Annotated in this window: 10 protein-coding genes and 1 pseudogene; 6 read left to right on the forward strand and 5 right to left on the reverse strand. The window is 60.3% G+C overall.

Features of this window, described 5'->3' with window-relative positions; all coding sequences use genetic code 11:
- Positions 1 to 239: 239 nt before the first annotated feature.
- The 4 genes from gltB (at position 240) to NW845_RS07490 (ending at position 9,528) form a co-directional block, all read left to right on the forward strand.
- A complete protein-coding gene (gene gltB / locus NW845_RS07475; protein WP_414377884.1) occupies positions 240 to 4,847 on the forward strand; it encodes a glutamate synthase large subunit in 4,608 nt (1,535 codons plus the stop codon).
- A 98-nt stretch (positions 4,848 to 4,945) separates the two neighbouring features.
- Entirely contained in the window at positions 4,946 to 6,037 is a 1,092-nt protein-coding gene (gene acsF / locus NW845_RS07480; RefSeq protein WP_414377886.1) for a magnesium-protoporphyrin IX monomethyl ester (oxidative) cyclase, read from the forward strand.
- A gap of 47 nt (positions 6,038 to 6,084) precedes the next feature.
- Complete coding sequence (locus tag NW845_RS07485; protein WP_414377887.1) at positions 6,085 to 7,566, forward strand: site-2 protease family protein; 1,482 nt, start codon at positions 6,085 to 6,087, stop codon at positions 7,564 to 7,566.
- A gap of 15 nt (positions 7,567 to 7,581) precedes the next feature.
- Positions 7,582 to 9,528 (forward strand): tetratricopeptide repeat protein, encoded by a 1,947-nt coding sequence (locus NW845_RS07490; RefSeq protein ID WP_414377889.1) that lies wholly within the window; start codon positions 7,582 to 7,584, stop codon positions 9,526 to 9,528.
- Positions 9,529 to 9,557: 29 nt separating this feature from the next.
- Here the strand turns inward: NW845_RS07490 and lgt are convergent, their stop codons facing one another.
- The 4 genes from lgt to NW845_RS07510 all read right to left on the reverse strand — a co-directional run bounded on the left by lgt (position 9,558) and on the right by NW845_RS07510 (position 13,185).
- Positions 9,558 to 10,715 (reverse strand): prolipoprotein diacylglyceryl transferase, encoded by a 1,158-nt coding sequence (gene lgt / locus NW845_RS07495; RefSeq protein ID WP_414377891.1) that lies wholly within the window; start codon positions 10,713 to 10,715, stop codon positions 9,558 to 9,560.
- Positions 10,716 to 10,758: 43 nt separating this feature from the next.
- Entirely contained in the window at positions 10,759 to 11,451 is a 693-nt protein-coding gene (locus tag NW845_RS07500) for a response regulator transcription factor (RefSeq protein ID WP_414366464.1), read from the reverse strand.
- A gap of 339 nt (positions 11,452 to 11,790) precedes the next feature.
- Positions 11,791 to 12,777, reverse strand: coding sequence for an ADP-ribosylglycohydrolase family protein (locus NW845_RS07505; RefSeq protein WP_414366466.1), 987 nt, complete (start codon positions 12,775 to 12,777; stop codon positions 11,791 to 11,793).
- A 75-nt stretch (positions 12,778 to 12,852) separates the two neighbouring features.
- Entirely contained in the window at positions 12,853 to 13,185 is a 333-nt protein-coding gene (locus tag NW845_RS07510) for a hypothetical protein (RefSeq protein WP_414349069.1), read from the reverse strand.
- 174 nt (positions 13,186 to 13,359) lie between these two features.
- On the opposite strand from NW845_RS07510, the gene NW845_RS07515 reads away from it, so the two are divergent.
- Both NW845_RS07515 and NW845_RS07520 read left to right on the forward strand, forming a co-directional pair.
- Positions 13,360 to 13,629 (forward strand): phage integrase N-terminal SAM-like domain-containing protein, encoded by a 270-nt coding sequence (locus tag NW845_RS07515; RefSeq protein WP_414366468.1) that lies wholly within the window; start codon positions 13,360 to 13,362, stop codon positions 13,627 to 13,629.
- An 18-nt stretch (positions 13,630 to 13,647) separates the two neighbouring features.
- Positions 13,648 to 13,926, forward strand: coding sequence for a tyrosine-type recombinase/integrase (locus NW845_RS07520; RefSeq protein WP_414377894.1), 279 nt, complete (start codon positions 13,648 to 13,650; stop codon positions 13,924 to 13,926).
- Between the two features lie 148 nt (positions 13,927 to 14,074).
- On the opposite strand, the pseudogene NW845_RS07525 reads toward NW845_RS07520, so the two are convergent.
- Positions 14,075 to 14,202 (reverse strand): annotated as a pseudogene (locus NW845_RS07525) (IS630 family transposase); the annotation flags it as partial.

Below are 14,202 nucleotides of genomic sequence, written 5' to 3' on the forward strand. Positions count from 1 at the left end.
CTGGAGCATACGACCTGGTTTTCTCCAGTTGGCGAAAGTCTACGCAAGAAGCCAGCAGAAAAAAACTCGAGGCACCTGTTCACAGTGAGCCTTTCGTGGTTTTCTTCGCTGATTCCGATGGCTTCCCCAGCAAAATCCAGCCTGACGTGGGGCTGCCCTCTTTTCCAGTTGGATGGAATTGCGATATGCTAGTTTCCCAACTCTAACAACGTGAACGATTCCCAGCCGTTTTTCCTCCTATGACCCCCCATCGCTCCCAGGTCTCGGTTCCTATCCTGCAGGAAAGCTGGCACTTTCAAGAGCGGGATGCCTGCGGCGTCGGGTTCCTGGTGGATCGCCAGGGGAGGGCCAGCCACGAGCTGCTGCAAAAAACCCTCGCTGCCCTTACCTGCATGGAGCACCGCGGCGGCTGTGGCGGCGACAACCAAAGCGGCGATGGAGCCGGCATTACCACGGCCATTCCCTGGGCGCTGCTGCAGGCAGAGAGGGAGGAGATCCGAGCTTGGGATCCCCGCCGCAGTGCCGTGGGTATGGTGTTCTTGCCCCCGGATCCCGCCGAGTGCCAGGCGGTGCGCCAGCTCATCGACGAGTACTTGGCTGCCACAGAGTGGGGACGGCCCCTCTGGCGCCGGGTGCCGGTCAATCCAGACTGTCTGGGGCCAATGGCACGGCAAACCCTGCCCTCCATCTGGCAGATGCTTCTTACCCATCCCAGGCTGGAGGGAGATGAGCTGGAGCGGCAGCTTTACCTCTTGCGGCGGCGCCTGCGGCGGCAGGTGGAAAGCCGGTTCGGCTTTTACTCCATCTATTTTGCTTCTCTCTCCTGCCGGCTCATTGTCTACAAAGGTATGGTACAGTCAGCCGCGCTGGGCCAGTTTTACCGCGATCTGCACAACCCCCTCTACGCCACCGCCTACGCCACCTACCACCGCCGCTTCAGCACCAACACGCTGCCCCGCTGGTCGCTGGCCCAGCCCTTCCGCTACCTCTGCCACAACGGCGAGATCAACACCTACCTGGGCAATGTCAACTGGATGGCTGCCCGCGAGCCCTCTTTGGCCCATCCCCTCTGGGGCGAGGCCATCGAGGAGCTCAAACCCGTCATCGATCCCGGCACCAGCGACTCGGCAGGCCTGGACGCGGTCTTTGAGCTCTTGGTTGCCTCCGGCTACTCCAGCCAGCAGGCAATGATGGTGCTGATCCCGGAAGCCTACCGCCACCAACCAGAGCTGCAGGATCACCCGGAAGTGGTGGACTTCTACGAGTTTTTCGCTGGCCTGCAGGAAGCATGGGATGGGCCGGCGATGGTGGTCTTCTGCGACGGCAAAACCATTGGCGCCACTCTGGATCGCAATGGCCTGCGCCCAGCCCGCTACGCCCTTAGCCGCGATGGGTTGCTGGTGGTGGCTTCGGAAGCGGGGGTGGTTCCCCTGCCGGAAGCCGAGATCCTAGAAAAGGGGCGGCTGGGGCCAGGGCAGATGCTGACGGTGGATCTGCAAAGTGGCCAGCTCTACAGAAACTGGGAGATCAAGACCCAGGTGGCGGCTCAGCACCCCTATGGAGAGTGGTTGAGGGCTTACCGCGTTCAGCTCGCTGGCCAAGACTTTGAGAGCGCCCCGCAGCTCACCGAAGAGCGACTCCTTCAGATTCAGACTGCCTGCGGCTACTCCTCGGAAGATGTGGAGATGATCATCGAGGAGATGGCGGCTACGGGCAAGGAGCCGGTTTTCAGCATGGGGGACGACGCGCCGCTGGCGGTGCTCTCCGCCCAGCCCCACCCCCTTTACGACTACTTCAAGCAGCGCTTTGCCCAGGTCACCAACCCCGCCATCGATCCCCTGCGGGAAAGCTTGGTGATGTCTTTGGAGGTGTACCTGGGATCCAAAGGCAACCTGCTGGAGATCCGTCCGGAGCATGCTCGCCTGCTGCACCTACGCAGCCCGGTGCTCAACGAGGCGGAGCTGGCTGCCCTGCAGCGGACGCCTTTCTCTTGCCGGACGCTGCCCATCCTCTACCCGGTAGCCGCTGGGCCAGAAGGGCTGGCCGCTCAGGTGCGAGCCCTGTGCCAAAAGGCGGCGCAGGCAGTGCGGGAGGGGGCCGAGATCTTGATCCTTTCGGATCGCGGTCTCAGTGCTGAGCAAGCCTTGATCCCGCCCCTGCTGGCCGTCGGGGCTGTCCACCATCACCTCATCCAGGAGGGGCTGCGCCTACGCGCTTCTCTGGTGGTGGAGACCGCCCAATGCTGGAGTACCCACCACTTTGCCTGCTTGATTGGCTATGGGGCCAGCGCCGTCTGCCCTTACCTGGCCTACGAGGCGGTGCGCCAGTGGTGGCACAAGCCCAAGACGCAAACCCAAATGGCCGCCGGCAAGCTGCCCCAGCTCTCTTTGGCCGAAGCCCAACTGAAGTACCGCACGGCCATCGAGGCGGGCTTGCTCAAGATCCTCTCCAAGATGGGCATTTCTCTGCTCTCCAGCTACCACGGGGCGCAGATCTTCGAGGCCATCGGCCTCAGCCAAGAGGTGATCGAGCTGGCCTTCCGCGGCACGGTGTCGCGGGTCGGGGGGATGACGCTGGCGGAACTGGCCCGCGAGGGTATGGCCAACCACTGCCGCGCCTTCCCCGAGCTGAGCGCGAAAAAATTGGAGAACTTTGGCTTTATCCAAGCGCGGCCCAAGGGGGAGTACCACATCAACAGCCCGGAGATGGCCAAGCTGCTGCACAAGGCCATTGCCTCAGGACAGCCCGACCACTACGAGATCTACCGGGCCCATCTGCGCCACCGCCCCCCCACAGCCCTGCGGGATCTGCTGGACTTTCGCAGCGACCGGGATCCCATTCCCCTAGAAGAGGTAGAGCCGGCCACCGAGATCTTCAAGCGCTTTGCCACGGGGGGAATGTCGCTAGGGGCCCTCAGCCGCGAGGCCCACGAGACCCTAGCCATTGCCATGAACCGCATTGGCGGCAAGTCCAACTCCGGCGAGGGTGGAGAAGATCCGGAGCGCTACATCCCCATTACCGATGTGACGCCGGAGGGCACCTCGGCGCGCTTCCCCCACCTGAAGGGCCTGCGCATGGGGGACAATGCCAGCTCGGCGGTGAAGCAGGTGGCTTCGGGCCGCTTTGGCGTGACGCCGGAGTACCTGCTTAACGCGCAGCAAATCGAGATCAAAATTGCCCAGGGAGCCAAGCCGGGCGAGGGCGGACAACTGCCGGGCAAAAAGGTCAGCCCCTACATTGCCAAGCTGCGCCGCTCTAAGCCGGGGGTGACCTTGATCTCGCCGCCACCCCACCACGACATCTACTCGATTGAGGATCTGGCCCAGTTGATCTTCGACCTGCACCAGGTCAATCCGCAGGCGCAGGTGTCGGTGAAGCTGGTGGCGGAGGTGGGCATTGGCACGGTGGCGGCAGGGGTGGCCAAAGCCAATGCCGACATCATCCAGATCTCCGGCCACGAGGGAGGCACAGGGGCTTCTCCTTTGAGCTCGATCAAACATGCGGGGGCACCCTGGGAGCTGGGCCTGGTGGAAGTGCATCACGCCCTGCTGGAGAACGGCCTGCGGCAGCGGGTGATTCTGCGCGTGGACGGCGGCATTCGCACCGGCTGGGAAGTGGTGATGGCGGCCATGCTGGGGGCGGAAGAGTTTGGCTTCGGGACAGTGGCCATGATTGCCGAGGGGTGCATCATGGCGCGGGTCTGCCACACCAACAACTGCCCGGTGGGGGTGACCAGCCAGAAAGAGGAGCTGCGCAAGCGCTTCCCCGGCACTCCTGACCAGGTAGTAACTTTCTTTACCTTTGTGGCCGAGGAGGTGCGCCAAGTCCTAGCCCAACTGGGCTACCGCTCCTTGGAGGAGGTGATTGGGCGCGTGGATCTACTCTGCCCCCGTACCGACGCGGCTCTGGAGAAAACCCAGTCCCTCAACTTGGACTATCTGTTGCGGACTCCCCCCGGCTTCGCTCCCCACCAGCGGCCCAAGTGGCTGGAGCATGAGCTGGTGCATGGCAACGGCCCGGTTCTGGACGAGGCAATCCTGGCGCGGCCCGAGGTGCAAAAGGCCATCGAGACCTGCGACACAGCTACAGTAGAGCTCCCCATCGCCAACACGGATCGCTGCGTGGGCGGACGCATTGCCGGCACCCTGGCCCGGCTGTATGGGGATACCGGCTTTGCCCGACAAGGGGGGCTGCTGGATCTGCGCTTTGTGGGCAGCGCCGGCCAGAGCTTTGGGGCCTTTACCTTGGCGGGCATGCGCCTGACTCTGACGGGGGAAGCCAACGACTACGTGGGTAAGAGCATGTGTGGCGGTGAAATTGTCATTCTGGCTCCCCCAGAAGCTCCGCGGGATCCAGCAGAAAACGTGATCCTAGGCAACACCTGTCTGTACGGGGCCACCGGCGGATCCCTGTTTGCCAACGGCCAGGCGGGAGAGCGCTTTGCCGTGCGCAACTCCGGCGCTCAGGCGGTAATTGAGGGATCCGGCGACCACTGCTGCGAATACATGACCGGCGGCGTGGTGGTGGTGCTGGGGCGGGTGGGCCGCAACCTGGGAGCGGGCATGACCGGCGGCCTAGCCTACGTGCTGGACGAGGAGGGCAACTTCCCCGCCAAGGTCAACGGCGAGATCGTGCGCATCCAGCGGATACAGACGGCGGCGGCGGAAGCACAACTGAAGGGCCTGATCCAGGAGCACTACCGCCGCACTCATTCTCCCAAAGCTGAGCGCATCCTGCAGAACTGGGAGCGCTACCTGCCTCTCTTCTGGCAGGTGATCCCGCCTTCGGAGGAGGGGAGTGAGCTGACGGATCCCACGCGATCCCAGCCGGTGGCGCTGCCGTCGTAGGGGATCCGGGGCCTGTCGGTAACACTTCTTATCCCCTCGACGGCCAAAGAGGCTGGTAAACTGCGAGAGTATACTGGCCTTTTCATCCTGTAACCCCTATGAGTTCCACTTTGCAAGCTACCCAAACCCAGGCGCGAGTGCCCACTGAGACCATCCTGACACCGCGCTTCTACACCACCGACTTCGAGGCCATCGCCAAGATGGGGTTAGGCGATCGAGAGGCCGACTTCCGGGCCATCCTGGAGGAGTTTCGCGCCGACTACAACCGCCACCACTTTGTCCGCGGCGAGGAGTTCAACCAAGATTGGGAAAGCCGGCTTGATCCGGAGGCGCGGCGGCTGTTTGTGGAGTTTTTGGAGCGCTCCTGCACGGCGGAGTTCTCTGGCTTCCTGCTCTACAAGGAGCTATCTCGCAAGCTGAAGGAGACCAACCCGGTCTTGGCCGAGTGCTTTGCCCTGATGAGCCGCGATGAGGCCCGCCACGCCGGCTTCCTCAACCGCGCCATGGGCGACTTCAACATGGCCTTTGACCTGGGCTTTTTGACCAAGCACAAGTCCTACACCTACTTTGCGCCCCGCTTTATCTTCTACGCCACCTATCTCTCCGAGAAGATCGGCTACTGGCGCTACATCCTCATCTACCGCCACCTCGAAGCTCATCCCGAAAACCGCATCTACCCCATCTTCAATTTCTTCAAGAACTGGTGCCAGGACGAGAACCGCCACGGCGATTTCTTTGCCCTCATGCTCCTGAGCCAGCCGCGGCTGCTCAAGGGATGGGTAGCGGAGCTGTGGTGCCGCTTCTTCCTGCTGTCGGTATTTGCCACCATGTACCTCAACGACGTGGGCGAGCGCCCGGACTTCTACCGCCTCATCGGCCTGGATCCCCATACCTACGATATGGAGGTGATCTACAAGACCAACCGCGAGGCGGCCAAGGTCTTCCCGGTGGTGCTGGATGTGGAGAACCCTGAGTTTGTGCGCCGGCTGCAGAAGTGCGTGGCCAACAACGCCAAGTTGAGGGAGATTGCCCGCGGTTCTGGCCCCTTCAAGGGCCTGCGCAAGCTGCCCCTTTACCTCAACAACGCCTACCAGTTCCTGCGGCTGTTCCTGCTCAAACCGCGCAAAGCTGGCTTTTACTTGTGGGAGCAGCCGGAGCCTCGTTTTGAAGAAGCGCCTGTTTCTGCTTGAGCGGCTCTTGATCCCAGCTCAGTATCGGTAAACCTCGTAGGTCAGCCATGAACATCGCCGCCGAGATTACGCCCCTCTTTTTGTTGGGAACGCTGGCGTTTTTGGGTTGGGGGTTCTGGCGAGCCCGCCGGCGGGGATCCTTAGCTGTCTGGGTGTGGTTCCAGGGATCCCTGCTCCTTTTGCCCTGGGTGGTCTTCCTAGGGCTCTTGCTGTTTGGGGTTTACCTCAGCTTTGCTGGCTTCCTGCTGCTATTGCTGGTGTTCACGGGGCTCTACATTGCCGTGGGGCGCAAAACCCGCCAGTTGGCCCAGCAGGAGCTGCAGGCGCGGCGACAGCAGTTGGCCCAGATGGAGGAGCGGCAGGAAATCCCCTCGGAAGGGGCTGGGGAGACGCCTGTCGAGCAACCTTTGGTCTTGCGGGGCATCTCTGCGGAAGATTTGCAGGCGATTCAATCCATCTTCAGTCTGGACACCTTCTTTGTCACCGAGACTATTCCCTATGGGGAGGGGGCAATCTTCAAGGGCAACCTCCGCCGGGACGCAGAGGTAGTGGTGCCCCTGCTGACAGAAAAGCTGAAGGAGCGGCTGGGCAACCGCTACCAACTGTTTTTGGTGGAAGATGCCTCGGAAAAGCCGGCGGTGGTGGTCTTGCCAGATGAGATTGTCAACTACCGCGCTTCGACAGGTGCACAGATCCTGGCCGTGGGCCTGATGATAGCTAGCTTTCTGGCCACTTTGGAGGTGGGGGCCAACTTGCTCGGCTTCCGGCTGTTAGAGGCGCCGGGGCGCTGGGTGGAGGCCCTGCCGGTGGCGGCGGGGATCTTTGCCATTTTGCTGATGCACGAGACCGGACACCGCTGGATGGCCGGCAAATATGGGGTACGCCTCAGCCCAGCTTTTGTGATCCCCAGCTTGGGGATTGGCACGCTGGGATCCCTAAACCGCATCCAGTCGCCGGTGCCCAACCGCAAGGCTCTGTTTGACATTGCCTTTGCCGGCCCGGCGGCGGGGGGGCTTCTTTCCCTGGTGGTGCTGCTGGTTGGCCTGAAGCTCTCCGGCTCCGGTGGCCTATACGTGCCCACGGAGATCTTCCGTAGTTCCATCCTGGTGGGCACGCTGGCGCGGCTGGTGCTGGGATCCCAGTTGCAGGGGGAGCTGGTGCCCATTCACCCCTTCGTGGCCGTGGGCTGGATTGGCTTGGCCATCACCGCCTTGAGCCTGCTGCCAGCGGGCCAGTTGGATGGCGGGCGGATCGTGCAGGCGGTGTACGGGCGGAAGACGGCGGCACGTGCTACGGTCATCACCCTGATTGCTCTGGCAGTGGCAGCCATCAGTAATGTTTTGGCCCTCTACTGGGCGCTGCTGATTCTCTTTATTGCCCGCGAGCCGGAGCGTCCCCCGCAGGATGAGATTACCGAAACCGACGGCCAGCGGGATGCCTTGGCGCTGCTAGCTCTCTTTTTGATGGTGATGACCCTGCTGCCCATTGCCCCAGCCTTGGCGGGCTTCCTCAACCTCCCCAACGGCTAAAGTCTGGGAAGCTCGATGTCGCCGCCGGGAAAGGGCTTTGGCCCCAGCCGAGAGAAGCACCTGCAGCGCCTGCTGCTTCAGGCTGTCCACCATCACCAGAGGGGGCAACTGGAAGAGGCCAGCTCCCTCTACCAACAGGTGTTGCAAGCCCAGCCTGCCCACCCGGAGGCGCTGCACCTTTTGGGGGTCTGCCGGCAGCAGCAGGGATCCCTGGAGGAAGCCATTGCCCTGATGCAGCAGGCCTTGGCGCAGCAGCCGTGGTTTCCCGACGCCCACTTGAATTTGGGCATTGTTCTCAAGCAGGCGGGGCGGCTGGGGGAGGCAAAAGCCCACCTCCAGCGGGCTCTGGAGCAAGGGGGGCCGGATCCGGAAGTTCTGTACCAGTTGGGACTGGTGCTGCGGCAGCAGGGGGAGTTGGAGGCGGCCCTGGTGCCGCTGAGGCAGGCTCTGGAGTTGCAGCCAGACTTTGCCGATGCTGCCTATACGCTGGCCATCCTGCTGCGGGACTGTGGCCGGGAGGAGGAAGCTGCCGAGCTGTTCTACCGCCTCTGGCAAGCCGATCCGGCCGATTTGGCGGCGGCCCTGGGCTGGTGTGTCAGCCAGTTGCCCCTGCTCTACGACACCTCTGAGCAGATCCCAGTTGCCCGGGAGCGCTACCGCCAAGCTCTGCAGCAGGTGAAGGCCCGCTGGGCACAACTGCCGCGGGATCCCAAAACCCTAGAGCGGGCAGCTGCTGGTGTTGGCTCCGTCCAACCCTTCTTTTTGCCCTACCAGGGCCAGAACGACCGCGAGCTGCAGCACCTGTACGGATCCCTGGTAGGGGAGGTGATGGCGGCTCGCTACCCGCAGCCCCCCGTTCTCCTGCGGCGCCGTCCTGGGCGGCTGCGGGTGGGTATCGTCTCCGGCCTGTTCCGGGATCACTCTGTTTGGAAGATCCTGACCCACGGCTGGGTAGAAGCTTTGGATCGCTCCCAAGTGGCCCTCTACGGCTTCCACACCTCGGCCGTCCAAGACGAGATTACGCGCTCCCTGCCACCGCGTTTTGAGCAGTTTATAGCCGGATCCCGCAGCTTGGCGGAGTGGCAGGCGGCAATTCGAGGGGCCCAACTGGACGTGCTCCTCTACCCGGAAGTGGGCATTGACCCGGTCTGCGCCCAGTTGGCCGCCTTGCGTTTGGCCCCTGTGCAGGCCATGGCCTGGGGACATCCGCAAACCTCTGGCCTGCCGACGCTGGACGTTTTCATCAGCAGCGAACTAATGGAGCCGCCGGATGGGGCCGACCACTACACCGAGCAGCTCCTGCCCCTACCCGGCATCGGCACCTACTACATCCCTTTGGACGTTGACCCTGCCCCTGTGGACTGGCAAGCGTGGGGGGTGGATCCCGATAGGGTGCTCTACCTCTGCGCCCAATCTCTGTTTAAGTACCTGCCCCTGTACGACGAGGTCTTCCCCCGCATTGCTCGGGAGGTGGGGCGGTGTCAATTCCTGTTTTTGCGGGGCCGCCTCTCCCAAGGGATCCGCCAGCGCTTCTGGCAACGGCTACAGCGGGCCTTCCGCGCCTACGGCCTGGCCGTAGAAGACTATGTGCTGCTGCTGCCGGAACTCTCCCCCGCCCAATATGCCGCCTACAACGCCCTGGGAGATGTTTACCTGGACAGCATTGGCTGGTCTGGCGGCAACACCACCCTGGAAGCCCTGCCCCACGGGCTGCCCATCGTCACGCTGCCGGGATCCCTAATGCGGGGTCGCCACACCTACGCCATCCTGCAGCAGATGGGGATCCATGCAACCATCGCCTCTAACCTAGATGAGTATGTCCAGATGGCTGTGCGCCTGGGCCTGGATGACTGCTGGCGGGAACAGATGGGCCAGCAGGTAAAAGCCCGCCAGGAGCGCGTCTACCGGGATCCGGCCCCCATCCGCGCCCTGGAAGCCTGGTTGCAAAGTCTAAAGACCTGAGGGTTGGTTTCAGCCTGATAGCCCTAGCGCTAACCTGCTTGGGCCAGCCCTTCTCCAGCGGGATCCCGGCCTTCCAGACGGCAGAACAGTTGCCGCATCAGCAGCTCCCGTTGGCCCAGCGAGAGATGGGGGGCAAGGGCACTGGGAAAATGAGGCATGGCCAGAGTGACGCGATCCAGCAAGTCGGCGCGGCGGTGCTTTTGCTGGATGGCCCAAGCCCGCTGCACAAGCTCTGCGGCTGTTTCCAGCTCCAGCCCTGCTCGTTCGGCCAGCCAAGCCGCCAATTGCTCCAGATCGGGATCAAAGCGCAGCCGGTACATGTAGATCAGCATGCCGATCCCAAGCACTAGGCCTATGGCGCTGGCCACATAGGCAGCCTTGATGGTAGTTCCCGGCAGATAGGCCACCGCCGAGACGCGCAAGATTTCATAAGGGATGCGAATTAAGCTGTAGCCGACAACATAGGTCCAAACCCAGGTGCCATCCTTAAGCTTGGGAAATCGCCAGAACATCCCCATCAAGAGAGCAAACAGAACCAGGTTAAGGAGGCTCTCGTAGAAAAAGATGGGGTGAAAAAACTCAAACTGGCTGTATTCCGGCTCGCGGGCTTGGGGGGGGATGTATACCCGCAAGGGCCACCTGCTGTCGGGGGGAATAGGGGCACCGTAGGCCTCGGAGTTAAAAAAATTGCCCCAGCGCCCGATGGCTTGGCCCAAGATTAACCCCGGCGTGAGCACATCGGCGTACTTCCAGCCGTTGATCCCGGTGGCGCGGCAATAGAGGCAAAGAGCAAGCGCGCCAGCCAAGATCCCACCGTGGATGATGATGCCTCCCCGCCAGATGGCGAAGGCCGAGAGGGGATCGTCCCTGAACTCTGACCAGTGGGTGAGGACATAGTAGAGGCGGGCGCCCAGAAACCCAGACACCACCAGCCACAGGGCCAGGATCTCGACCCGTTCGCTGGCCTTGCCGGGCTCTTTCTCCAGATGGCGAGCCTCTGCTAGGGCTTTGGTTAGGAGCAGGCCGACCAACACGGCAATAGCCATCAGCAGGCCGTACCAGCGCAGCCCCAGCCCACCTACCAGCGGAGTTTCAGGGGGAAAACGGAAGACAAACTCTCCCGGTGAGCTGAAGGTAAGGCCCAGCAGCCTTGCACCCCATAGGTTCATTAACAGCACGCTCTGCACCTCAAAATCCTCAACTCAGTCCCCCTGTCGATCCAGCTTGCCTCTACTCGCGCAACACATAGCCTACACCGCGCACTGTTTGGATGAGGCGCTTTTCCCCTTGGCCTTCGATCTTGAGGCGCAAATAGCGAATATAAACCTCGATGATGTTGGAGTCGCCCGTAAAGTCATACCCCCACACATGCTCCAAAATCTGTTGGCGGCTGAGCACCTGGCGAGGGTGTTCCATCAAGTAGCGCAGCAGCTCATATTCCTTGGCCGTCAGCTCCACCTGTCGCTCTCCCCGGCTCGCCTGCCGCGTCACCGGATCCAGTGTCAAATCCATAAACACCAACCGGCCGTCGCGGGATCCCTTGGGGTGCTGCAAATAGATCCGTATCCGCGCCAGCAACTCCTGCAGGCTAAAGGGCTTGACCACGTAGTCATCTGCCCCAGCATCCAGCCCTGCCACCCGATCTGCCACCTCGTCGCCGGCGGTCATCAGCACCACGGGCACGCGGTTGCCCGTCAAGCGCAGTTGCCGACAAACCTCCAACCCTGAGATCCCGGGCAACAGCCAGTCCAGCAGCACCAAGTCGGGATTCTGGTCGCGGGCTGCCGCCAACCCTGCCGTGCCATCGCCGACCACACTCACCCGATATCCCCTATAGGCCAGCTCAGTTTCCAGGAAACGGGCCAGTTTGGCCTCATCTTCGATCACCAGAATGTGGGCAGAGGAGGATTCCGGTTCTGGCATACTCTCTCCTCAAAAGAAGAGGCGGGAAACTTGCTCACTGCCCACCAGCATACCTTAGCCGTGGGAACTGGCAGTACTGATCAATCCATCCTGCTCCCGAAGTTGGTTTGCTGAGTGTTGCTACCGTACCCCTTGATTCTTTGACAGGCTGTACCTGAGTTCCTATAAAGATTTTGACCTGTCTAGCAGCCCAGCCTAGCATAGCTCCTGGGACTTCCTTGCTGGCAGTGCTGACGGGATTAGAAAGTTAAGTTTTCCAGGGCTAGAGTTCTTCTCGATCTGCTGATTGCATTCTGCTTGGGGATCTCTAAGCTGTCACTGCTTCCGGTTTTATCTCTGCTAGGAGAAAGAGTAGACGAGATTGGGATCCCTTCCCATCACCCACAAGCTATTAGGGCTGGCAACATAACGGTATGCCGCTCTCTTCTTGCTCGCGCTGTACAGCCGGTCAGCGAGCTCCGCAATCTCCAAATGTAACGCAAGCCGTTCTAGCCAGGCGACAGGAATTCCTTGTACACCATAGTACGCTCCTGCCACTTGCCCACATACCGCAGCGGTTGTGTCGGCATCGTTGCCTAGATTTGCCGCCATGAGAACCGCTTCCTCAAAACTGTGGGAACGAACAAAACACCACATCGCCGCTTCCAGACTGTCCACCACATACCCGGAGCCTCGTATCTCATCTTCCAGCTTTTGACGGTAGGCTCCGCGGGCAATCGCAACGATCTTCTCGGCCCCCACGAATGTCTGGCTGTCACCCAGGGCAACCTCATCCTTTGAGCTGCCAGATAATGCCCGACAAATGATCCGCGCCAAAAGACGACAAGCATCTAGGCATTCCGCCGCACCGTGAGTAATTCGGGAACTCTCCGCTGCAAATCGTTCTGCTGCTTCCAGGTTCGGGAAGAAGAACATAGGAATCGGCGCTAACCGCGTTATGCACCCATTGCCGGCTGAGCGCGGATCGCTTGACCCGGCAAAGGGGTTTCCTGTCTGGCGAAACCTGCGCAATGCAGAGGCGGTCGTAGAACCTATGTCGAAGCATGTCCCAGTACTGCTCAAGTAACCCGTCTCGGCCCACTTGCAATAACGCCTCATTTGATCATGAGCGTCGAACCCGTTGCACTCAACAAGGCTGGTTGCTAGGCAAAGCGCCATCGAAGTATCATCAGTCCACTGGCCTGCACGGAGATGGAATGGACCTCCGCCAACCATATCCGTCAGCGGTGTAAAGCTTCCCCGTGGACGAAACTCAACGGTAGTGCCGATAGCATCCCCAACGGCAAGACCGAGAAGACACCCACGGAAACGGTCTTGTTGCTGCATCTGCGTTCTCCCAAGTGGGGTAACGTTTGAGCTCAGTCCGCGGCCCGTCAGGGCCGTCGCGCCTGCAGCGATGAGTTAGGAATACTCAATATCTATTAAAACCTTTCCTTTACTACCAGCACCAACATTCACTTTTACCCCCTCAATGGGGACATCTAGATGGAAGCCTGCCTGCTCATCCATCATAATTTTCATCCGTTTTGCCCCGTGTTCTTTGCCGGCCTTGATTAGGTCAACGGCTACCTTCGATTGCTTCTCTACAGCTTTCCCAGGTTCTAGAAAATCAAAGACCTTATCAGCGATCCAAAAGAACGGAGCATAAATTTGGCCAAGAACAGGAATTTCACGGAGATCTTTGATTGCGCTCCGAAAGCCATCTCTTGTTGTCAGGTCATAGTTGCTTTTCATAATTGGCACTTTGTCAGAAGGACTCCTAACAGTTGAACTCACCCGCCGTCAATGACTTAGAGTGCTGAAGATAGCCTAGCATACAGTCGGGTGCAGTAACTTGTTACACTATGTAAGTTTTTCGCTGTTCGCCTCTACTACCCACCAACCCCAGCGCCCCCTCACCAACAACCTTTGGAGCAGGTCAGTGATGCTCTCCGAGTCAAGCACTACTCCTACCAGACTAAGAAATTTTATCTTCTCCGGATCCGTCGATATATCTTGTTTCACAACAAGCGACACCCCAAGGAGATGGGTGGCGAGCAGATCAATGCCTTCTTAACCCACTTAGCGGTGGAGGAGGGGGTGGCGGCGTCCACGCAGAACCAAGCTCTCAGTGCGCTGTTGTTCCTTTACCGAGAAGTTTTGCGTCTGGAGCTAGACCTTAACCTAGACGCCGTATGAGCCAAGCGCTCACGCTATTTGCTTACGGTCTTAACCCCTGAGGAGGTCAAGGCTGTCATTGTGCATCTGTCTGGGATCTATCGCTTGGTGGTGCAGGTGCTGTATGGCAGTGGCTTGAGGTTGGCAGAAGCTCATCAGCTCCGGGTTAAAGATGTGGATTTTGCCCAACGGCAACTGGCGATTCGCCATAGCAAAGGGATGGAGAGCCGGTTAACGATGCTGCCAGAAACCCTAGTGGAACCTTTGCAAGAACACTTGCCCTGGGTCCAGCGACAACATCAGCAGGACTTGGAATAAGGATATGGCTCTGTCTATTTGCCCTTTGCTTTGGAGCGCAAGTACAGCCTGTTCAAGAATCAAGGGGTACATTAGATTTCTTTACGCTATACTTTATATTTATATTTTGCTCCCAGCTCACGAACAATAGGTACAGCCTGTTAAGGAATCAAGGGGTACAGTAGCAACACTTAGCAAACCAACTTCGGAAGCAGGATGTAGTAAACAAGTCTGCACTATCTGCTCCACGCTATACTTCCCAACTCTGGAAAACTGCCGAATAAAATGCTTCAACAC

It is taken from the genome of Synechococcus sp. H60.2 (assembly GCF_047462315.1).
Taxonomy (GTDB): domain Bacteria; phylum Cyanobacteriota; class Cyanobacteriia; order Thermostichales; family Thermostichaceae; genus Thermostichus.